Annotated in this window: 17 protein-coding genes and 1 pseudogene; 1 reads left to right on the forward strand and 17 read right to left on the reverse strand. The window is 53.9% G+C overall.

The genetic code is table 11. From position 1 onward, the window contains the following. Window positions 1-194, forward strand: a pseudogene (locus tag IQ268_RS08415) (hypothetical protein); the annotation flags it as partial. A 32-nt stretch (window positions 195-226) separates the two neighbouring features. Here the strand turns inward: IQ268_RS08415 and IQ268_RS08420 are convergent. The 17 genes from IQ268_RS08420 to IQ268_RS08500 form a co-directional block, all read right to left on the reverse strand. Further along, window positions 227-1198, reverse strand: a complete 972-nt coding sequence (locus IQ268_RS08420; protein ID WP_193877435.1) for a hypothetical protein — start codon at window positions 1196-1198, stop codon at window positions 227-229. Between the two features lie 29 nt (window positions 1199-1227). Continuing rightward, the gene (locus IQ268_RS08425; RefSeq protein ID WP_193877437.1) at window positions 1228-1758 is read right to left on the reverse strand and encodes a DUF4376 domain-containing protein; all 531 of its coding nucleotides are present in this window, start codon (window positions 1756-1758) and stop codon (window positions 1228-1230) included. After that, window positions 1755-2504 carry a hypothetical protein gene (locus tag IQ268_RS08430; RefSeq protein ID WP_193877439.1) on the reverse strand — a complete coding sequence of 250 codons (750 nt, stop codon included), beginning with the start codon at window positions 2502-2504 and terminating at the stop codon, window positions 1755-1757. The genes IQ268_RS08425 and IQ268_RS08430 overlap by 4 nt, the downstream gene beginning before the upstream one ends. Further along, window positions 2501-3010, reverse strand: a complete 510-nt coding sequence (locus tag IQ268_RS08435; protein WP_193877441.1) for a hypothetical protein — start codon at window positions 3008-3010, stop codon at window positions 2501-2503. Before IQ268_RS08435 ends, IQ268_RS08430 begins: the two co-directional genes overlap by 4 nt. Further along, window positions 2998-3465: a hypothetical protein gene (locus tag IQ268_RS08440; protein ID WP_193877443.1), complete on the reverse strand. Its 468-nt coding sequence runs from the start codon at window positions 3463-3465 to the stop codon at window positions 2998-3000. Before IQ268_RS08440 ends, IQ268_RS08435 begins: the two co-directional genes overlap by 13 nt. Continuing rightward, window positions 3462-4043 carry a hypothetical protein gene (locus IQ268_RS08445; RefSeq protein WP_193877445.1) on the reverse strand — a complete coding sequence of 194 codons (582 nt, stop codon included), beginning with the start codon at window positions 4041-4043 and terminating at the stop codon, window positions 3462-3464. The genes IQ268_RS08440 and IQ268_RS08445 overlap by 4 nt, the downstream gene beginning before the upstream one ends. A gap of 36 nt (window positions 4044-4079) precedes the next feature. After that, entirely contained in the window at window positions 4080-4394 is a 315-nt protein-coding gene (locus tag IQ268_RS08450) for a hypothetical protein (protein WP_193877447.1), read from the reverse strand. Continuing rightward, window positions 4372-6240, reverse strand: a complete 1869-nt coding sequence (locus tag IQ268_RS08455; protein WP_193877449.1) for a hypothetical protein — start codon at window positions 6238-6240, stop codon at window positions 4372-4374. The genes IQ268_RS08450 and IQ268_RS08455 overlap by 23 nt, the downstream gene beginning before the upstream one ends. Next, window positions 6230-6871: a hypothetical protein gene (locus IQ268_RS08460; protein ID WP_228035208.1), complete on the reverse strand. Its 642-nt coding sequence runs from the start codon at window positions 6869-6871 to the stop codon at window positions 6230-6232. Before IQ268_RS08460 ends, IQ268_RS08455 begins: the two co-directional genes overlap by 11 nt. A gap of 93 nt (window positions 6872-6964) precedes the next feature. Next, entirely contained in the window at window positions 6965-9790 is a 2826-nt protein-coding gene (locus IQ268_RS08465; protein ID WP_193877453.1) for a hypothetical protein, read from the reverse strand. Further along, window positions 9787-10269, reverse strand: coding sequence for a hypothetical protein (locus IQ268_RS08470; RefSeq protein ID WP_193877455.1), 483 nt, complete (start codon window positions 10267-10269; stop codon window positions 9787-9789). Before IQ268_RS08470 ends, IQ268_RS08465 begins: the two co-directional genes overlap by 4 nt. Window positions 10270-10341: 72 nt before the next feature. Then, entirely contained in the window at window positions 10342-18309 is a 7968-nt protein-coding gene (locus IQ268_RS08475; RefSeq protein ID WP_193877457.1) for a tape measure protein, read from the reverse strand. After that, complete coding sequence (locus tag IQ268_RS08480; protein WP_193877459.1) at window positions 18302-18523, reverse strand: hypothetical protein; 222 nt, start codon at window positions 18521-18523, stop codon at window positions 18302-18304. Before IQ268_RS08480 ends, IQ268_RS08475 begins: the two co-directional genes overlap by 8 nt. A 179-nt stretch (window positions 18524-18702) precedes the next feature. Beyond that, window positions 18703-19536: a hypothetical protein gene (locus IQ268_RS08485; protein WP_193877461.1), complete on the reverse strand. Its 834-nt coding sequence runs from the start codon at window positions 19534-19536 to the stop codon at window positions 18703-18705. Window positions 19537-19583: 47 nt separating this feature from the next. After that, complete coding sequence (locus IQ268_RS08490; RefSeq protein WP_193877463.1) at window positions 19584-19844, reverse strand: hypothetical protein; 261 nt, start codon at window positions 19842-19844, stop codon at window positions 19584-19586. Continuing rightward, window positions 19822-20151 (reverse strand): hypothetical protein, encoded by a 330-nt coding sequence (locus tag IQ268_RS08495; RefSeq protein WP_193877465.1) that lies wholly within the window; start codon window positions 20149-20151, stop codon window positions 19822-19824. Before IQ268_RS08495 ends, IQ268_RS08490 begins: the two co-directional genes overlap by 23 nt. A gap of 92 nt (window positions 20152-20243) precedes the next feature. Next, window positions 20244-20975, reverse strand: coding sequence for a phage tail tube protein (locus tag IQ268_RS08500; RefSeq protein WP_193877466.1), 732 nt, complete (start codon window positions 20973-20975; stop codon window positions 20244-20246). Between the last annotated feature and the right edge of the window lie 137 nt (window positions 20976-21112).

A 21112-nucleotide genomic window follows, 5' to 3' on the forward strand; every position in this document is an offset into this window, starting at 1 on the left:
CACCCGACCCGCTACTGCCACAGCGCCAGCTTGAAGAAATTGCCGAGCGAGGTTGGGTTGTGGCAACGTCCCAACTCCAGGCAGTCTTGGGAGTCGCGCCAAAGGAGGGCGATCGCTACGGGTTCCAGCTTCAGCGCTGTGGCCGGATTGGCCGGGAGGCCGGCTGGCAGATACTAAAAAACCCTCGCGTGTGAGCGAGGGCGGGAGCTTGAGTCTTGAGTTGGGCTTATGCGGCTGTTGCTTGCCGCATCGTTTTTGCTACTTTTAGGAGTCCTTCATAGGCTCTTTTCTCGTCAGGCTTGTTGTTATATTTCTTGGCGATCGCTTTAGCGATGCGGCTCAAGAAATCTTTGCCAGCATCCGTTTCGCTGGTGATTTGCACTATATAAAACGACTGCTGCTCCTCATCCTTGGGCAACAGCTTGCTCAGAGTGGGCTGATAGCGATTGCTCACCGATTTGCCAAACCCGCTCGGCAACTTCAGTGCGGAGGATTTTGACTCCTCCTCTACCTCTACAGCGTCTGGCTCATTGATTGTGATTCCTGTCGCCGCACCATTTTGCTTGGCCTCGGTCACGGGTACCACGGGCGCTGGCAGCGATCGAATCTTCGCCTTCAGCTCGGCTGCCCAATAGTCGATCACCGTGTCGCCTGCGTTTGGGGCAACCGTGTACGTTGTGCCATCAAAATCCATCTCAGGCTTTGCAGCCAGAATTTGTTTGATGATAATCGCGGTTGGCTGCCCGGTGATGCTGGAGATTTGCTCTGCCAACTGGTCAATCGGGACAAAGTTTTCGTTGATTGCTAGCACCTGTGTTGAAGCAGTTTGAGCCGCTGGTTTCTCCAGAATTGCCGTCCCCATGCCGATATCCTCAATAATGGCGGTTGCGATCGATTCTAGTTCTTCTGAGGATAAGCGGGGTAGTATCTCGCGTGTGGCTTCTGCCCATACACGCTCTTGGTTTAGCCATAAAGTCACCTGCTCACAGCCGGTGATCAACCAAACCAGGTCTCTCACTTCAGATTTGCGCTGCAACAGGTTGCAAGCCTGGCTCGACTCAATACAGCAGATGTGCATCTGGTAGGCCGAGTCTAGATACAGAAAGGTGGATGGATGTAGCTGCAACTCGGTGTGGAGCCGCAACTGGCGCGATCGCCGCAGCAGGGAGAAATCTTCTTCAGTCAGCTCAAAAGTCATAGGGCAGTCTCAACGCTGCCGTATGGTTCCTACCCCCATCCAGCGGAGAGGTCGTAAGCGGCGACGGCTTCAATGCTTTCCAGGGAATCGATCGCCTTTTTATGGTTCTGGCAGTCTGTATGGACTTTCGAGACATGCGCGAACAGCGTTAGCCCCAACGCAACGATCTGAGATGAATCCAGTTCGATTTCCTGGTTATCCGCTGTTTTCCAGGTGCCCTGCCAGTAGCCCATTTGTGCCACTAGCACGGCCCCTGATATGCGGGTTGTGGAATCGCGATCGCTCTGCCAGACCTCACCGTTCCACTCAAATGTGGAAAATTCGTATTGCTCGCGGAGCTGGTCAACTTCGCGCTTGCGGTCGGCCTTGAGGCGATCGATCGCAGTGCCTTCATAGTCCAGTAGAAGCTGCTCCAGTTCGGCCTGGGTAGGTTCTGGCAGAGTGGGGTGGCTCCAGTCAAAAAGCCTGCCGGATCTGCCGTCTGGGTCAATCTCGCAATTAGCGACAAAGCCGTAACGCTTAATGATGGCTTGAGGCAAAAGTAACCAGTTCGTGTTCATGCGAGTTCCATCACTTCAATGAACGTTTTGATCACACCACCATGCCTGCGGCGATCGTTGCCCCCCCAGTAGCCGTTAATCACGATGTATGGCGCAAAGCCTACCGGAACACCTGTTCTAACGTGAAAGGTTGTGGCGGTTAGCGAGTTAGACGGTACCGATGCCCCTAGAAGCGCTGGGGCGAGCCGATAAAGCGTTCCCTGCTCGCCCCCGGCACTGGCGATCGCGTTGGCGTTGTTATCTCGAAACATCGCAAATTGATGCTGCGAATTGTCGGAGGATTCGGTTGATCCGCTACCCCAATACACAACGGCATGAACCCGCAGCTTGCTGGACTCAGACAATGGAGTGACCTGGATACTCAAGCCTGGAATTGCCGACCCTTCTGTAATTTGCGGAATCGTGTCGTCCCAGGGAATTTGTGCTGTGGCCGAGGATGAGAAAGTCATCAGGTTTGTAACCTCTACGACCTTGTGCTGCAACAGCACTCCGCCGCTACCACCAGAACCACCGGACGGCGTAGCATAAACCAGGTTATTGCCAGCACCTTTTGCCAGCACCTGCCCAACCGTTGCTGCCGCAAAACCGTTGATAATATTGGCTAGCCGATCGTCCAGCAACGTCTCAGACAGCTTGCCATTGCTGCCTAGAGACGGAATCTTGTTAGCATCAGCAGCGCCCATAGAGCTAACTGCCGTGCTCATCCATTGCCGCACACCGTCTATCAGCGTCAGATAGCGTGTCATGATGCGATCAAAATATATCCGTCGTATTCAAACAAAATCGCAGTAGCAGAGGGCGCAAACCCCAATTGCTGCACGATGTATCCCGGCGTAGTAGCGGGGGGAGTAATGCTTGCCGCCCCTGGCGTTGTTGCAGAAAGCCAAACCACGCCCCCAGGCGGCATCCCAGAAACGGCGGTATTCCGCCCCTGGCAAAAAACCGTAGCGTTCTGCCCATTGGAGACGGCAGACAGCACAAACCCGTTCGCCGCCCGGTTGTTTGAAGCATCGGCCTTGCGAACCTTGCGAGTCCCTGAATCGAGCCAGATGTTGACAAAATCTCCGGCTGATAGCGCTTCCGAGGCCAGAATTGTGTCGGTGTCAGCCGCAACCCCAATCGGCATCAGCGATTGATCCAACCGCCCATCTGTTCCGGTTGCCACAATTTTGTTGGCATCTGCTGCCCCACCAGACGCAGTAATCGCGTTGATCAGGGTTCGTATCCCGTCAATGACAGTCAAGAATTCCATAACTGCGTCGGCTCCTGTTGTTGAATAAAAATTTGAGTGGGCGAAATCACCATCCCCACCATCAGCAAGAAGCCTGATGTTGGTGGAGTCTGGGTCAATGTGCCGTTGATTCCTAGAAAAATGGGTAGTCCTGGAATCCAGTTCCAGGCCGCATCGCTGAACAGCCCCTCCACCAAAACTGGCACCGCAGCTCCAGCCTCAACCGCCGATCGCACCAGACCCACGACGCTAAACATCTGCGCCAGATTGCTGCTGTCGGCGTAAATTAAGTTGCCGTTAGAGTCGATCGCCACCATTCGCAGCGCACTCAACGCCACTGCGGCGATAATCGGCTCGGTTTCCAGCGCTCGGCTGTTTGTTGTGCCCCGTCCCGGCAAGCCAACGCTGACCCTGGCCGCAATCCGTACCGCAGCCGGACGCACCACAACCGTGGTTGATTGCTCAATGCCACTCATACCGTCACCTCCCGCGCCACCAAAACCGCCCCTTCCAGTGGGCATTCAATTCGGCTATCGGGATAAATCAGCTCAACATCCCAGAGGTAGTCGCACGGCTGCGGTTCGCGCAGTTGCAACTCGCTTTCATTGATTGATGCGCCTGCAACCAGGTTTGCTGGCAGAGCGCTGGTCTGAATGTTGGTGAGCGACAGCAAGATAAATCCATCTGGGTCGATCGCCGGAGTGAAAATGGCGATCAACTCTCCGCTTTGCTTACGAATCTGGGAACGAGCCGTGCAACCAGCCAGATCAGCAACAACCTGTCCTTTCGCGTTGCGCTCCAACGGCAATGGAATAGCGACGACGGGTAGGGCGATCGCCCCCAACCCAACGTCCTCACTCAGTTCATAATCAATGCCGTCAAAATCAATGTTGGTTCCCGCAACAAGTGGCGATCGCAGCGGTTGAATTGGGATTGCAGGCGCACCGGGTTGCACATCCGCCGACACTTTGATCGGCTCTCCTTGCAGCACTTTGATGCTCAGAGCATAGTCTGCGCCTTGCTTAATTAATAAGTTGAGCTTGACTGGAATCACAACGCCCAAGGATAGGTGGACGCTCTGTTGTTCCCACTAGCGCGGCATCCCCTTCATGTAGCCGTAAGGGTTGCTGGCAGGCCGATGCACAGTCACCGCCTTGCCGCTGGCAACCCCACCGCTGGTGATGCTCTCGCAATACATAAACGAACCGTCCGCACCCTTCGAGCGATGCAACCCGGTCGAGGCTTCATAGCCCTGGTAGATGGCATTGAACTGGGTTTGGCGATCGCGCCGCTGCTCTTGCAGATTCGATCGCCTCATATATTGGCTTTGCTGCTGATTTGCCGCCAGGATGGCTATCTGTTTGGCTCGGTTCATATCGGGTTCATATCGGGTAGTAGTTGCCAAGTTCGCCGTATTGATCGAAGCTTTCCCCGACCAGGGTAAGAGGCGTTCTCATGCTGCTCTCTGGCTGGTCTGCCCGTCTAAATTGGTAGACTCCATCCTCATCCAGGCTCATCGTCCAAGCCCCGGCATAGTCAGTAGCTGCTAACTCAGGCTGGTTTGGGATAGGGGTAGCGATATAAACCCTGTTTCCAATCCAGGTTGAGCGCTGTGGAAGGTCAATTACTTTCAGTCCTACAATTGGTAGGCCAGCCATCCCTTCACCTGTGCGCCCGTCAGGTCGATAGATGCTCGCCGGATAGTAGCCCATCGAATTACGGTTCAACTGTTGCAGCAAGTCGTGGATGCTGCCCGTGTTGCTTACGATCGTGCCGTTTTCAGTTGCCCAGTAGTCCCAGGGAACCCGCACAACTCGATCGAACTCGACGGTGATGGAAGTGTATATCCGACTCTCGGGAAGTAGAGGCTCAATAATAAGGTCGTAAGCCGCATCAACAATGGTTCCAAAGCCTTTAATTGCCCTGGTTCCACCCTCCGCCTGACCTTCTTCTAAGACTGAAACAATTACTTGTAAGCCAATCAACTTATCCCACAGCGGATGTTCGCCTGAACCTGTGTCAGCCTCCAGCGCAGCCAACCCTGTGCCTTTTGTATAGGTATGGATTTCATTTGCAACTGGCGGCGAAACCGCCTCTGCGTCAATAAGGGCATGAAAAAACGGAATATTGTTGCAGGCTATAAATTCATCATTCTCATATAGCCAAACCCCGTTAACCAAACCCTCCCCATACGTCGCAAACCTATTCGGACTTTCTAATCCCGATTGACCTCCGATCGCCCGATAAACTAACGCTCTGGACTGAGATTGATCAATTAATAATGTTTGGTGCCAGTCAAAATCGACGTTATAGCTGTAGCTGCTACTGCCACCCTGCACACTACTAGAGCTAATCGATTGGCGCATCGAGAACGGAATGTTAACAGATTTGAGAATGAACTGCCTGCCCTCGATACTAATGTTGTAATCGAATTCCGAAGCGACAACGGTTCCATCCTCAATATATGTGGGATAGAACCCTTGAAACACGCTGAATGTGCCGCCCTCAAAGGCGATCGCCTCATCGTTAGTGTCAATGGAAATGCCTTCAATCGTTCCGGAATAATCCCACTCAATAGACCCACTGCCGTCTGGGCTAAATCTAAAATCCCCGCTTGCCGATAGCTGACTGGGTTGAACTAATTCAATCTGGTTGCTTTCAGTTAGCTGCACTTGTGGGATGGCGACACCAACCAGGAGGCCATAGCCGACTGGGATTGGTCCATAGGTTCTGCTACTTTCAATTTCGCTGATTCCGGCCTGGTTCAGAACAGTAATCGTGGTTGGCTTTTGGATAGAGGCCAAGTTTGCAATAAACCGCACTCCATTGATTTGGTGGATTTGAATAGGAATCAATGGGGAGTCTTCAAGCGCCAGTCGCGCCGTTTTGCCGCCCAAATAAGTTTGGTTGTCAATGGTGTAGATCCAAAGAAACTTACCAACAGGTGGCGGCAGCGGCGGGATATCCTCTTGCTTTCGCCTCGGCCTCGGCATGGCATCAACTACACTCCCAGCGCCGTCTATTGCTTGCCCTGCGGCAATGCCCCCAGTGGTAATCAGTTCGCCGGCGGCGATCGCTTCACCCCCAGCACCACGAACGATCGCCACCCCCCAATCAGCATCAATGCCCTCCAGGGTGGCAGCACCGCTCATTTCTTCCAGGGCAAGCTGCGCCTCAGTTGCCCGATTCAGATGGTTCGCCCTGGCAGAATCAGCCCCAAACAGAGCGATCGCCCTGGCTCTAGACTCCATTGGCGTTGCCAGAATTCAAAACGTTGATTTCAACGGCGATCGTTTCGGTATTGCCGTCAGAAATAGTGATCAGGTCGTAAGTTGCCACCCAGACCGGGTATCCGTTGGCGAATCGCAACGTATGATCGCCAGCCCCAGCGTTGGTGAGATTCACCTTAGTCAGCAACGCCTGGTCTTGATATAGCTCAATCAAATTGGCTGAAACCGACTTCAAATAATAAATTTGTGCGGCAATGCCGCCTGGAACGGTGTCGCTGCTGGTGACGATGACGCGATCGCCATCTGTGCCACCGTGTGCGGCAACCTGCAACTGGCTGTTGACCAGGTCAACTGCGGCGATCGGCTTGTTTGCCGCTCCACTGCGACCCTGCCACAGCACAGCCTGAACAAATTGAATCGTGCCACCGGCTGCGCTAAACGTTAACATCTCGCTCGGCAGTTCAAACCGCTTTTGAACCGAGTCATAGGTACCCACGTCAGCCAGATACGGTTGGGGCACATAGCCAGTGGTCTGCGCCACTTCAGAAGCAATTACGTCGTATGCCGAGGATTGACGAGTCAATGGAGCAACCGGATTGCACAGCAACAGAGAGAACAGTGCCGGATTGGGTGCGGCAGCTCCACGAAACATAACGTTTCCAACCCGATCTAGAAATGAGTTAAATGCTGTCCAATCTGACATTTCGACTATCCCAAAAGCGGCTGTGCTGTAGTTCCCACGCCGCTAGAAGGGGTATTCGTTGCCGATGCCACCGTTGTAGAGTTCGTCTCGTTCTGCCGAAGTCAGCACACGGTGCCAGAGGTGCAAGGCATCAATGTACGACGTATTTTGCAGCATCAGGGTGGTGTGGTTTTTGCCGACTTGCATGGGAGAGTCAAGCCCATACGCCGCATACGGATCAAGCTGATCTCGCTGGTCTGTAGAGGTTGTGCCGTCATTCATGTTTCGAATTTCAAAGCCCATCTGATCGTCCGCAAAGCTATGCCAGCAAATGATCAGATACGTTTGTCCTGAGATTAAAGGTGTGCCGTTGAGAATATTGCCACCGCGAGCGAATCTAAACGCATTGCCAGACGTGGTGTAGAGGTAATATTCAACCTCCAGCGCGTCAGTTCCTTTATGCAGCAGCGGCCTAGCGCCACCGCGATGCGAATAAATGAGAGCGATCGTACAGTCGCGATCGCCAATACTCACTGCTGAATTGCTCGGCTGAGTCAGGTATCCCGCCCCATTGAACACAGCCGCATTGCCAATCCAACCGGGGGCGATCGCCTGTCCGCCAATATTGGTGAAGTGGCTGTTGCCAATGGCATCGTTGAAATTCGTGTCAAACGTCCACGCTCCAACCAATCCAGACGCTAACCCGCTGACGACTGGCTGATCGATCGTTGCCCTGCCCCCAAACCCGATCGCTCCTTTTGCCCCATAGCTGCGGCGGCTTCTGCCACCGATACCAAATCCACCAAACGCCGCTCTTAAGCGTAGTGCCTTGCCCCCAAAGCCAAACCCGCCAAGCGCTGAAATAGGCGGCAGGGCAATCCCTTTGGCGATCGGGTAATGTGTGGCACTCCCACTCAGGGCGATCGCCCCTGTAGCCTTCAGGATTAGCCGTTGCAGCGGGATGATGGGTTGCTCTGTCGTGGCGGCTGGATCGGGGTTCGGCTCTGCCGGGTAAGAGTCGCTTGCGCCAGCAGTCCTGCCCACCCTCATGCAGTCTGCCACGATGAAGGTTTGGTCGTTGGCCAATGTCCATGTCACAGAATCAGTCAGCCCTAAATAGATTGCGCCGTTGAACTCAACGTCCAGGCGGCTCATGGGGTGATAACTGAACCAACTATCGTTGAAATCGCTCATCACCCTGAATCCCTGGTGACGACACTTTAAAAGCTGCCCGAACACCTCAGCGAGTTTATCGGCCTGCTCTTCGCTGGTTAAATAATCAAACTGGTACGTCCGTTCTCTAGGGCTAAAATCTGCGCCAGTCAACGGTTTGAACTTGGCCTCGCCCTCATACTGCTTTTCTTCCCGGTTCTGTTTTGGCTTGCGGGTATTCGCAGCCGGTGGCTGTGACTCGCCGGATCGCGATGTGGTGGTGCGATCGCGCACCGTTGCCAGGGACAAAAACGCCGCAATAGAGCCAGTCGAAACCCGTGCGGCCTGCTGTAATTTCTCCTTTTCCTCCCACTCGCCCTTATTCACCTCTGTCCATTCCTGCCGGGATGTTTCAGCAGTAAATAGCGGATCGGGACTGCCTAACGATTCGCTCCAGTTGTTCGCCTTGCCTGCAATCTTCCCTAGCGGCTCCAATCTGGTTTTAGCAATGGATTTCGTCTGTGTGCCCGATTTGTATTGATAGCTAGTTGTGGCCTCACTAGCATTCATCATTGATAAAAATCCAGGATTGTTGTCAGGCGGATTGCTCAGATAGTAGTCGCGCAGGACAACGCCGCGTGGCTCCCTGGACTTTTCAATGACTTTGTTGAGCCGCCCTTCCTCACTCTGTTCATAGACACTGGTTTCAATGCTGGTCTTACTGGGTCGCAGAGCATAAGGACTGCCGTCTGGCTTAAAGCCCAACTGCTCATAAAACCCGTTGTCAATCAGCAGTCCTCGCGCCTTCTCTTCGCTAATTTGGCGGACGCGCAGATTGGCACTCCAACCCCAGGTTTCAATGGTGCGAACGGCCAGCGTTTTCGCGGCTCCCGCCCCCTCAACGATCGATTCCCTGGGCAGATATTCTTCGCTGACCGTGCGCCCCTGGTCATTGGTAGCGCTGACCACGTATCCTGTGCCGCTGACTTTAACCAGCGGCGCTGGCCGTTCGCCACCCTGGGCCGGTGTGAATCCATCCGCGTCATTCACGCCGATGGTTTGCTTAAACAGCCGTTTCGCAGGTTTGAGGTTAATGGTTTGCGCCCGTACTACGCCTTGCTTATCAACCCACAACCCACGCAACCCGCCGATCGCCACGGCTCCTGCCTGTTTAATGTAACTGGCTTGAGTCTTAGGTATGGGGTAGTTGAGCGGGTATTGCTCCACCGAGCCGTTGAACTCCAGTCCAACCGTCTCCAGAAGCGTTGCAATGATGTCAGTTCGGGGAGTGTTGGTGCCAAATTCAATCCCGCTCTTATCGTCATCGGGTTGCCTGAAATCCAGCAGCACCAACGCATCACCCAAACTAAGCTCGATCTGCGGGTTGCCTGGATACGGCGGAATCGGGTCTTTCAGAATGAATAAATGGCTTCTAGGATGGAGGCGTAGGGACTTGCTCTGATCGGCAACTTTGACAATGACATGGTTGCCGATCGCCCATCGTTCCGGGTTCTCCCAGGATGAAAAACTCTCGCCAGTCCAGGCGATCGGGATTTGCAGGCTGAGCTTACCTGTGGTGCGGAGGATGCCAGTTTCACTGATTTGTTCATCCGTTGCCAGAAAGAATCCTTCAGACGCACCACTACAGGCTTGAGTGACTTCTAGCCCTGTCGATTCGTCCTCACCGGGTTTGCAAACCCAGATTCGGTAACCCCTCGCGCTGAGATTCACCGTCATACTGCCGCCACCTTGTCGGTTTCAACCAGGGTGAATCGTGCCCCCCAATAAGCGCGCTGATGGTCAAATCGTGGCTCTTGACTGAACCACGCCTTGAACTGAGCGTAATAAAGACAGTGAGTTGGATTGGGTTCTGGCAGGTCTAGCTGTTCGGTGCCAGGGGCGATCGCCCTCGTTCTGGGTAGTCGTTCTTCGTAATATTGAGTCGTATCAATGATGGTGACGTTGGCATCCTGGAGCGATCGCCGCCGAAAATCATGCTCGGCATAAATCAGCTTGAGTAGATGCAGTTCCCTGTCTTCAAGCAGCACGTTGATATCCCAAAGATGCTTGGGTTCGTAGAACGTGCCGCTGCCAACGGGTGTACCCGCAGCGGTGTAGCTGACCTTGCCAATGTCCGCCCGAATTCGTGGATATTCTTTGCTGGCAAAGACATCGAGGCTGACAGACAGATTGGCGATTTGCAGGATTAGGCTCATTTTGGTGACTTGCGCTGACCCTGGAATTCCCACCCATGCCAGGAACCAAATCCGCAACCGTTGCGGATTTGGCTAGATGCCTGAATCCAGCGCGTTAGATCGGCTGATGTCGCTGTAGATTCGACCTGCCAAGCCCAAATCGTCCACATTGTTAATCGTCAGGTTCGGCCTGCCGTTGGCGCGTTCCGTGGCCTCAATCAGGCGATCGAGCTTCTCCGACAGTTCTGATTGATTAATCTGCCCCGCATCGAAGGCCCGTGCCAGCGAGTCGGCCTGCAACTTGCCTTTGAAACCGCCCTCATCCATCAACTCAGCCAGTTTCAGGATGTAGCCTTGATTGCCACGACTGAGGATTTCCTCAAAGTAAGGATTGTTCTCATTTTGAGAGGCGACGATCGAAGCCGCCGAAGCCGTCCCACCCTGCTCTCTCGCCTGGTTCAGCATTCGATTAGCGTCTTGCAGTTTGGAGCTTTCTTCGCGACTGAGGATCATCCCGCCACTCTTCAAAAACGCCTGATCCATCTCCATCCGTAGATTTTGCAGTGACGTTTGATTTAGTTCCTGCAACTGCTCTGCCATGCGGCCAAACTCGGCGCGGGTTAGTTCGCCCTGGCGCTGCAACTCCTGCATCTCGTGAATGCGCGCTTCAAACCCGGAGCGCATCTCCTGCTCGCGAGCCTGCATCTCCAGTTCCATCGATCGCCACGAATCGCCACCGCCCATCAGCTTTTCGCGTTCAGCCTGCGCTCGTAGCAACTCGACACCAATGCCGCTCTCTCGCTGCCCAACCTGGAACAGCCGATTTGCTTCAGCTTGCTCAAACTCGTCACGCAGATTGCCCAATGACACCTGGTTGAGCTGTTCAAGCGTGACCTTCATCCGCTCAAACTCGTCAGCCGTCAGTTGCCCGGTGCGCTTCAACTCACTCAGCTCACGCAGTTGCCCGTCGAACTGGGACTGGGTTTCCAGGGTTTTAGCGCGAAAGTCTAAGCCACGGGCGATCGCGCCATCTCCCCGGTTGCGAGCCGCTTGTGCCTGCGCCCCATAAAGTTGGACATCCAGACCAACCGCACGCTGCTGTGCCTGGAATCCACGCTCTTCCTCCAGCCGCTTGGCTTCCTCAAGCTGGAACTGCACCGCCTGGTCGTAGGCATCGCGATATTGCTGCATGTTGGACTGCAACACTGCGAGGCGATCGCTAGAGGTGCGGATCGTTTCATCCAATTGCGGCAAGAATTGCCCCATCTCCTGCGGCAAAATGCCCTGTGAAATGCCCTGCTGAATGGTGGTCTGCAACAGTTCAGCCTGGTCAACGGTCTGTTGCAACCCTCGCTTAAAGTCGTCCATGCCGCGCAGGCCGTCTTCAAACTCGCGCCCCATGCCGCGCAACGTATTCTGAAGCTGAAGTTCTGGCGTTTCAACCTGGCCGCGAGCCATCAAATCTTCAACCGTCCGGGTTTGGCCGCGAGCCGAATCATCCATCTGGCGATTGGCGCGCCACAGTCCGTAGCTGGCCTGAGACATCTGCAACTGTGCCTCAATCTTGGCAAACTGCTGCGATGCGGCGAGCTGTTGGTTGATGGAGTTGACCTGAGTTTGGTAGTTCTGTCCGGCGATCGCCACCGCGCTATTCACCCCTTGTTGCCCAAACGTCGCGGCTTGAAGCGGGTTAGCTTGCTGCAATCCCTGAAGATTCATGCCAAACTGCCGCCCATCCGGTGTAATGCCCGGTTGTGCTGTTGCAGCAGGCACCATGCCCATCTGCGGTGCGGCCTCTCCAGTTGGGAGGGCGATCGGCGCAATTTGCCCATTCAAGTCTGGCAGGTTGTCTGTTCCGCCGAGATTCTCCTGCTCTTGTGGCATCATCCCTGGCACTGGCGCATATTGGCCTACCACCTGCCCCACAGACGGCAGTTGTTGTTGCAGTTGAAATGCCTGCTGGAGCTGGCTGAAGTATTGATTCTGTGCCCCCAGGATTTGCTGTTGAGCGGCGATCGCATCATTCATCGGCTTGCTCAGCGCATCCACCAGTCCGATAAGCGACTCAACAAAATCTCCAATAAACGATTCCTGGAACCCAACGAGCGCTGATTTCAGTCGGCCTTGTGCCTGGGTCGTCTTGGCCTGAAGTGCCGTCTGCTGAGCGTTGAGCTGCACCTCCTTAGCTGATTGCTCAATCCCCCGGAAAAAGTCATAAACCTGAGTCGCCGTATCGCGCAACCGTTGAATGGCCTGAGCCTTGGACTCCTCAATTTGGGCATCGATGCTGACGCTTTCGGTTCGCAGTTGATCGAGCTGCTTTTTCTGATCAGCCGCCTGATTCAGCAAATCTTTCTGGGGAGAATCGCCCATGACGGCAATCCTGGCCTGCAAACTGGTTGGATTGATTTCATCAACCGATTTAATTCCAACCGAGTCCAATGCTTCCAGCACATCAGGAGTGTTAAGCAGGTTTTCCATTTGGTCTGCTGCCTGCTGATTGGCAGACATGCGAGACTTCATATCATCCTGTTCAATTTGCGATCGCGCAAACTCCAGCTCGCCTGGTCGTACCCCGGCAATTTGAGTCGAGGCGATCGACTTCCGGGCAGTAGCAGCGCTGCGATCCAACTCCATGTTGGTTCGTTCGAGCTGCCCCTGGACATCTGCGAACCCGCGAGTTAAGCGCCCCAATACATCAGCCGTCTTGCCCAAAATTGCATTCAGTTGGTCTTGGCGCTTGATGGCACGCTCCATTGCAGCGTTTAGACGGTCAACCGTTGACTGATCGCCAGCCTCCTGTGCCTTGACAATTGCCGCTTCATAAAATTCAATCTGCTTGACTTGAGAAGATTGGATTTCAGCAACGACTTCTCTTGGCTTCTCCAGTTGTTGAAGCAGTTCCTGCTCTCTGTTATCCAGTGCCCGTCTGCCCTCAACATCACCCGGCAGCAGCGCTCTACGCTCGGCCTGAACTCCTTCCAAATCTCCTTCAATACGAACAACGTCGGCCAGTGGCCCCTTCCCTCTAGCCTGCTGCTCAAACAGTCCACGGACATCATCCTCAATCTTCCAGCCCTGGCTAATCAGATCGTCAGCCGCCAAAGACTGTTGCTCAGCCCGGAGTTGCCCGTAGCTTCTCATTGGCAATGAGAAGCCAGTCATCTGCCCTAGCTTGTCTTCCTGGATAAAGCGCTCGATCTTGCCCAACCATCCAGGCAGCAACACCTCTCCGGTGTCGCCGATGCCGTTGTCAACGCTATAACCTGCACCGGGTAAACGCTGCCCTTTGCCAGGTGTCGGTACACTCACATCCTGAAGGCTCTCCAGCTTCATCCGATAGTTGTCAATGTTCTTGCCAGACTGCTCGGTAAACTTTCGAATCTCGCCCCCAGCGTCAGTGAAGGCTTTGCCAAAGGCGAAGGCAATGTCGATTAACGTGCTGAAAACAAAAGTTGTTGCAGCCAATTGGGCGATCGCCGGAATTGCGCCACGAATCGCACCCGCAAAAAACTTCATCACAGGCCCAGCGAGTCCCAGTTTAGCCAGCAAGCCGAGCGTTGATTCAAGCAATACGAGAACGCCTTTGGATACCAAAAGCACTAAGCCAGTCAGCAGGAAGCTCGCTGATTTCTGAGCTACTTCCATACCTTTAGACAACGCATCTAGCCCGGTATTGCGAGCGGGTAGCAACGGCTTGCCCAAATTCTCTTGCAGTTCCAGAAGGCTACTGTTAAAGCGATTGATTGATGCTTGAGATGAGCTAGCCGCATCCGGCAACCCAGTGGCCGATTCTGCTGACATTTGGGCGAAAAACTTAGGTATGTATTCTTCGCTGAGCAGCTCTCCACGCTGCATCATTCCTTCTAGTTCTTGCGTGCTGGTGCCAGCCGCCCGTGCCAAAATCTGATAGCTGGAACTGAAGATACCACCTACCTCCGAGAGTTGCCCCCGCATCTCCTCCGCACCGATCTTGCCCTTTCCAATCATCTGGGCGATCGCTGTATAGGCGCGTCCCTGCTGTTCATTGGTCAAACCGGAGATGGATACCGCCTCCTCCATAGATTCGCCCATCTTTTTGGTGATCGACCCCTCCAGTCGGGTGCCCCGTGCCGCCATTGCTAACTGCGCGTTCCCTTCCAATGCAGCTCTCACGTCGGTTCCCAACGCCTTTGCCTGCGCTCGCACCTCGCGCATCGCCGACTGGCCCTTTGCCATTGAGCCATAGGCAAAGTTGAAATTGTTGCCGACCTGCTCCATTGAAGTGGCGACTGCCAGCGATGCAGGCGCGAACTTCATGAACAGGCCAGTTAGCGTCTGTAATACCTTAAAGGCGGCAAACGCGCCTAAAAGGGAGACTCCCATCGTCTTGCCATCCTTGGCAATCTTGCCGAAGATGCCAGCAATAACTGGGTGAGATTGAGTGAAACTCTGCACCATTGCATCAGTCGCTTCTGCTGCAATGTCTGAGATATAGTCAAAATCATCTTTTGCCTGAGTTCTTAAGTTGCTAGCAACCGAATTGATGATGTCAGGCGTTTGTTCTTCGAAGCTGTAGGCATCTGTTTCAGCCGCTTTAATCGTGGCTGATTCTTCTGGCGAAAAAACATAGCCACTGCGCTTGTAGGCTTGTTCCTGGACAGCCTGCAATGAATAATTAGCAAGGCTATTTGCTGACTCGCTCGCATCCGATTCGCCAACTAATTCAAGCCCAAACTCTTGTTCTCCGGCTGCAATTTTGGAAATTGACTTCTGCCCATATCCCAGTTGAGCCGCATGTCTTAATTCATGCGTTAAATCCTTTAATTCATCAGAATATTGAGCCAGCCGACGAGGATTCTCGCTGAGAATTTTCTCAATTTCTTTAGAGACAATGATTTGATTGCGCTGGAAGTCATAGAGAGCCTTCACTCCCATCTGTTTCAGCTTCTGGTCATCGACTACCAGTTTTGGCAAGTCGGACGACTTCATCTCGACCTTGCTGAGGCTGGCGATCTCCCGTGCAAACTCGGCGTAGGTTTTGTCAAACGATTTCGCCGTTTGACGTTGCCAGATGCGGTTAACTTGCATCGCCTGAGTGATCCGCTTTCTCGCTTCCTGGAAAGAGCGAGTTAGTTGAGCATCTGGAGTGATGCGAACTCTGGCCAAACCGATATCAGCGTCCGATCGCGTTTCGCTTGGTTGGGTTTCATTGGAGGACAGGCGATCGCGTTCATTCTCAATTTGCTCTGGAGTAATCCCCGCCGAAGTGTTGAGCCGATGTTGAGCACGTCCTTTGACCAGGCCATATTCAGACCGGAAATTGGGCGTTTGGATTTGACCCTGAAGGGCATCCATCATTGAAATATGTTCAACGGTGGCCTGCCGCACCGCTTCCAAGGCATTAGTGCGAGCATCGCCCGATAGCTTCTCCGCCTCCTGAAGCTGGCTACCGATCTGCTTTTCAGTTTGGATGAAGTCATTGAGCAGCTTGCGCTCCATCGTCATCCGCTTAGCCGCCTCCGCATCAGCGGCAACGATTTTGTCCGATAGCTGACTCTTATTGAGCTTGCTGGTACCCTTCAGGCTCATGCTTTCAGCGATTCGCTTCAAGTCAATCTTGCTCAGCGCCCCCAGGTCTTGTTTGAGTCCTTCCAGGTCGATGGGTTCTGGTTGGGGTGACTCAACGGGTTGAGTGATTGGTGCAGGTGTAGGCTGAGTGGTCGGTGCAGGCGTAGGCTGGGCAGCGGATGCATTGGGCATCTTCGATCGCACCGTCTGCGCTGCCTGCTGCACTTTCTGGCTGGCATTCTGATTTAAGTCCTGCACCCGCTTGGTCAGCTTTTCCAATGCCGATGCGGCCTCAGGTGCGTCGTGAGTTAATGCCTGAACTTCCTTGAGCAGCTCAGGTGTGATTCCACCCGCCGTGAACTGCTTCAGCAGTCCCTGAACCTTTGGATCGTCGGCGTAGAGCGGCAGTTCGTGCCCTCCAACGCCATCCACAATCGGCGATGACGAATCACCGGCATAGCGCAGCGCATCACCGGCTCCCATGAGGGCGATCGCATTATCCTGCACGCCCTGAAACGCGCCAACATTGGGCGTGCCCATGCTCAACACACTGGCATCAACGCCCAACTCCTTAAGAATGGCCTGCGCTTCTCTGGCGATTAGCCCCCCGGCAGAATGCCCAATCAGGTCAACGCCGATGTCAGGATTGGCCTGCTTGTATTGATACGCTTCTGCGGCCATTCGTACCGCAGCCGGGTTATAGCCGCGATCGACCGTGCCAGAGACTTGATCGAGGACATCGCGAATCCAGCCGGGTACGTTCTTGGCCGCGTCTGTTTCTACTTCAAATTCGCGGTTCTCAAACGGGATAACCTTCGCCCCATCAGCAATGTGGGGCTTCAGCGTTTCGGCCATCTTGTGGCTTCGCTGGCCACCTGTTGCAGAGAAGCCCGCCGAGACAAACACCACTCGTTTGGTGTCTGGATCAAGCGCTTCAATTGGAGTCATTGGACTCTGCATCCGGCTCGCCATGTCCTTGGCCGAGTTCTTCGCAGACTGTTTATATCGTGAGATAACGGCTTCTCTGGGATAGGCCGCCATTGACTGAAGCGATCGCGACAAATCCTTTAATGCCTTTGCCTTAGATGCTTCGTTGTCGGAGGTAGCGATCGCCTTAGCTAAATCGAGAAAGCTCTTCTTGGCAGATTCCAAATCCTGCTGAATAACCGACTCATCCAGGGATTGATTGAGAATGCTGCCCGTTCGCTGCGATGCCGCAGCGGCCATGTCCAGTGGCCCACCCTGAGCATCTCCAGGCAGCGTAACTCCATATTTCTGGAGGACTGGCGCAAACGCCTCCTTGATATCTCCCAACTTATCGATCCGCGTCACCAGGGCATTGAGCGTGTCCACGCCAGACACACCCGCGCCAAATCCCCCGGCCTTGCGCCCTGCATCAACAACCGATCGCCCGGTTCGTTCCTCTAGTTTTTCGATCGCTCCTGTTGCAAAGCGTTCGCCATATGCCGAGCCAATGCCTTGATAGAAACCCTCCAGAACGCCGCGAATCGGTTTGGTCAGGACTTTAGCTGGCAACGTTGCCGCCTTCTCCACCTTGCCCACAACGTCACGCTTGACCTGGCGCTCAAACTTCTCAACTCGCCCAGTAACGCCACGTTCTGGCGCATACAGCTTTTGGACAGTCTTTTGAAGTCGGTCTACCTCTTTGGCTAAGACATGCCCAATGCCGAGAAACTGGATACCCCCAAACTGCTTTTTAAGGATGCTGGAGGTCAATCCTAAAACTCTGGTGAATCCTTCCTCCAATGCCAGGTCAACAACGGGGATGAGTGTCCGCTCTAACACGCGCCCAACAATAATGTCAGCCGCCTTCCCGACTACTCCTTCTTTCTGTTGCTCAACAACAACCTGGACTTTTTGCTTAGCGCTGCCGCCTGCTGCGCCTGCTGGAGCTGCCGGGTTGGATTGATACCTGCCAACCTGCTGTGACGATTTGTAGGTGCGGTTTGTTTGTTCCTGTAGCCCAACGAGTCGCGCCTCTGCTGCGTCGATGTCGCTGGTGTCTACCCGTGGCTTGATTGGATGATTTTCTAGATAGGTGGAGACCTCCGAAACACGTCTCTTCGTGTCGGCAAGCCGCTGATCTAGCTGGTCTAGCGGCTCAAGGTCAACCTCAACCTTGAGCGGATTGCTTTTGAGATAAGTAGAAAGTTCTCTGATCTGCTTTTTGGTATCATCCAGCCGCCGCTCCAGTAAATCTAGCTCGGCAAAGTTGACGTAAACCTTAAGCGGATTAGCTTTGAAGAATTTCTGAACTGTTTTAGCGTGCCGCACCTTTAAGTCAAGGTGCTGGTTCAGCTTGGTTAACGCATTGTCGTTAACCTTTGGGGTTAACACGGTCAGGTTGCGATTGGTATGCCGAAAGCTGGCTTCAATCTCTTTGCCAATTTCGATCGCAACCCGATGCGCTTCTTCCAGGCCAGCGTTATAGCCGGAAGCATCAAGTCCGAGTTCGAGAATCAGACTACCAAGCGTTGTCCCCTCACTCATCGTCTTCTGCCTCCACCAGTTCCACGACCTCTTCGAATTGCCCAATCACTGCGACTACATTGGGCGGTAGTTTGCTGGCGAGAATGGCTTCCGCCAACACTTGTGCGGTGCGATCGCTCAACCGCCGTTGATGCACTTTTGCTTCAGACGGGAAGGGCAGCAGCTCCCACGGCTCCAGCTTCTTGCTGTCCTTGCCGCCGAAACCATTGAACAAACCGCTCCAGCCGATCGCATGAATGGAAGATTGAGCATTGGCCTCCTGTCGCTGGCGACGGGTGTAAAACTCAAGCGCTTGAAATATCAGCCAGTCAGGCTGACTGCCGAAATTCTCGTAATTGAATCGTTCATCTCGGCAGCCGCAATACTGGAGTTGCCAGAAAATCTCGCCCCAATCTATTGGGCTGCGGCTGGCAAGGCGCTTGAGGAGTCGGAGGCTAGGTTCTTTCCCTCCGCATCTTCAGCAGGCTTTGCTTCCTCTTGCTCTGCCAGTCCGGTCATCTCGGCCTGGTAGAAGTTGTAAATGCGGATGATTAATTCTTCGGTTAGACACTCACGGGTGTGGTCTTCAGTCCAGTCAGCATCGCCAATCATGAGCTTGCCCGTCTCAAACTCACAGAGATAGCCGATCGCTTCATCTGCCAGGTTCTGAGCCAACGACTTGATCGTGACAACTTCTGCGCCAACTTCATGCGCTCCATCAACCTCAACCTTGAGGTAGCCGAACTTGATTTTTTGACCGTCGGCGATCGCAAAACTCAGCGGCTCTACGGTCAATGAGGTAGAGGTTGCTTTAGCCGGAACAACTAATTGCACCGGGTAAGCCACCCGATGACGAATGAATAAAGAGGCGGCTTTGATTGCCGTTGAGGCTGTATCTTCTCTCAGGTTCAACAGGTCAGCCGCCTCATCGGCGCTGAGATGGTCGTAAAGCGAGGGCATCTCTTCATCGGTCGCGCTGCCGTCAGCCGCGTCTTTGGTTGGCATGGCAAACAGGCGCTTACGAGCCTCAGATTTGCTAATGCCTTCTTCCTGTGCCAGTCGCTTAATCGCTTGCTGGAGAATCAGTTGCACCTTCGCCTGCCGATTACCCGCTTCTTGCAAATCAACTGGGTTCTCGCAGGGTGAGATGCCACCACGCTTTAGTAGATGAACAATGCCAACTTCGGGAGTACCGATCGCCCGGATTTCAGTCTTAGGAGCAACCAAAAACGGTAAAGCTTTTTTCATGGAAATTCTCGACTAATGTCTCAACGCTGGTCGAGATTTCCCACGGGCTATGCCAGCTTGAATTCCAGGCGATCGCTCACATCCGTCATCACCACAAAGGTCAACGTTTGTCTGGCGCGGTCTGGCACCCAGATCTCATATTGTTCATCCGAGTTGCCGCCCACAGGCTGAAGGATCACGGTTTCGTCTAATCCTCTGGAGAACTGAGCCAGTCCACAGGTCAGCCTGCCATCGCCAATCGTGACGTTGACCAGAAGAACCTTCCAGTCTGCCGATCGCAGCAGTTTATGCGTCAGCGGGTTGCTCACGTCTACCTCTGCCTCGGCGAGCTGGTGCTACTGTTGGCTCTTCTGCAACCCAAGGGTCTTGTACTGCTGTGCCAGTAGGGTTCTGACCTGGCGCAGGCGGTTCATCATCAGTCAGGCGATCGCTCGGCACATAGCCATAGAGCGCGGGTTCATCCAATGTTTGAACCAGGCATTCTGCGCTAGTTTTCAAGACTTTGACCGGAGTATTGGGGGCGATCGCCACCCGAACTCCAGATAAAACTGGAAATTCACCTTCGTAGCGCATGAAATCGGGCTGAAAATGCTCGGTTTGTGTGGTCTTCGTCATGGGTCAACCTAATAGCTGAAAACTTCAAAGCTAGGCTCTATTCCTATTAGAAATAGAGCCTAAAAGCGTTGACAGTAATGAAACTGAGAGAATTAAGCGTTCTTTGCGCTGAGGTACGAAACAGCAGGCGTATAAACGTAGCTCAAGCCTTGACCTTGCAACTGGAAGGTATATTTCACGATGTCGCGCAGGGCAGCGGAGAAGTTGAGGTTCATCACCTTGCCAGCACCCTCAAACTTTTCGCCAGAAGGTAAAAGCAGTTCAAAGTAGATTTCGTTCCGCGCCTGGCTGTCATCCAGGATGAGTGGAGCAACGATTTTATCCATTGCGCGATCGCCCTGAATCCGGTTGCCAGAGCACTGGAAGTTCCGGTTAATGCCCGTCACCACAGACTCTTGACCGAAACCAGACAGGAAGTTTGTTACGTCCACGGTGGTCGTTTCAGCGCTAGGAGACGCTTCAGTAAGACCGAGCAACGGTAGCAGGGCGCGAGTGCTTGTGGTTGCGCCGCTGGCAATGTTGGCGCTTGTAGGAGCAAGCAGATTGAGAGTGGTAGGAGTGGTTTGATCCACGATCGCATCATCCCGCACGATGACAGACACCGCACCGAACGTCAGCGAGCTACCCGCCGCGATGTACAGATCATCGTTGGCTTGCAGGTTACCGCCTGATGCGGTTACAGAAAGAGCCACCGCGCCGCTATTCGCAAGCGTAGTGGTGGTCAGGGTATATTGAGCGGGAACGCGGCTGTTAGTAGCCAACTTCCCGACAAGAAGCTTTGTGCCCTCGGTGATCACGACGGCTGAAGCGTAATTAATAGGCATATGGGATATCCCTCTTGCATGGCTGCATTGGGGTTCCCACGCCTATTTGGGCTGGGGTGTAGGGCTAGATTGGGCGATCGCCTATCCAAATCCGCAACGGTTGCGGAAATGAACAAAAAAATAAGACCCTGGCAACC

Origin of the sequence: Oculatella sp. LEGE 06141 (genome assembly GCF_015207605.1) — a bacterium.
Taxonomy (GTDB): Bacteria; Cyanobacteriota; Cyanobacteriia; order Elainellales; family Elainellaceae; genus Oculatella.

Bases quoted from the DNA above. Each gene is read 5' to 3' on its own strand.
- IQ268_RS08420 (WP_193877435.1), bottom strand. From the start codon at position 1,198: ATGACTTTTGAGCTGACTGAAGAAGATTTCTCCCTGCTGCGGCGATCG.
- IQ268_RS08425 (WP_193877437.1), bottom strand. From the start codon at position 1,758: ATGAACACGAACTGGTTACTTTTGCCTCAAGCCATCATTAAGCGTTAC.
- IQ268_RS08430 (WP_193877439.1), bottom strand. From the start codon at position 2,504: ATGACACGCTATCTGACGCTGATAGACGGTGTGCGGCAATGGATGAGC.
- IQ268_RS08435 (WP_193877441.1), bottom strand. From the start codon at position 3,010: ATGGAATTCTTGACTGTCATTGACGGGATACGAACCCTGATCAACGCG.
- IQ268_RS08440 (WP_193877443.1), bottom strand. From the start codon at position 3,465: ATGAGTGGCATTGAGCAATCAACCACGGTTGTGGTGCGTCCGGCTGCG.
- IQ268_RS08455 (WP_193877449.1), bottom strand. From the start codon at position 6,240: ATGGAGTCTAGAGCCAGGGCGATCGCTCTGTTTGGGGCTGATTCTGCC.
- IQ268_RS08460 (WP_228035208.1), bottom strand. From the start codon at position 6,871: ATGTTTCGTGGAGCTGCCGCACCCAATCCGGCACTGTTCTCTCTGTTG.
- IQ268_RS08465 (WP_193877453.1), bottom strand. From the start codon at position 9,790: ATGACGGTGAATCTCAGCGCGAGGGGTTACCGAATCTGGGTTTGCAAA.
- IQ268_RS08470 (WP_193877455.1), bottom strand. From the start codon at position 10,269: ATGAGCCTAATCCTGCAAATCGCCAATCTGTCTGTCAGCCTCGATGTC.
- IQ268_RS08475 (WP_193877457.1), bottom strand. From the start codon at position 18,309: ATGAGTGAGGGGACAACGCTTGGTAGTCTGATTCTCGAACTCGGACTT.
- IQ268_RS08485 (WP_193877461.1), bottom strand. From the start codon at position 19,536: ATGAAAAAAGCTTTACCGTTTTTGGTTGCTCCTAAGACTGAAATCCGG.
- IQ268_RS08495 (WP_193877465.1), bottom strand. From the start codon at position 20,151: ATGACGAAGACCACACAAACCGAGCATTTTCAGCCCGATTTCATGCGC.
- IQ268_RS08500 (WP_193877466.1), bottom strand. From the start codon at position 20,975: ATGCCTATTAATTACGCTTCAGCCGTCGTGATCACCGAGGGCACAAAG.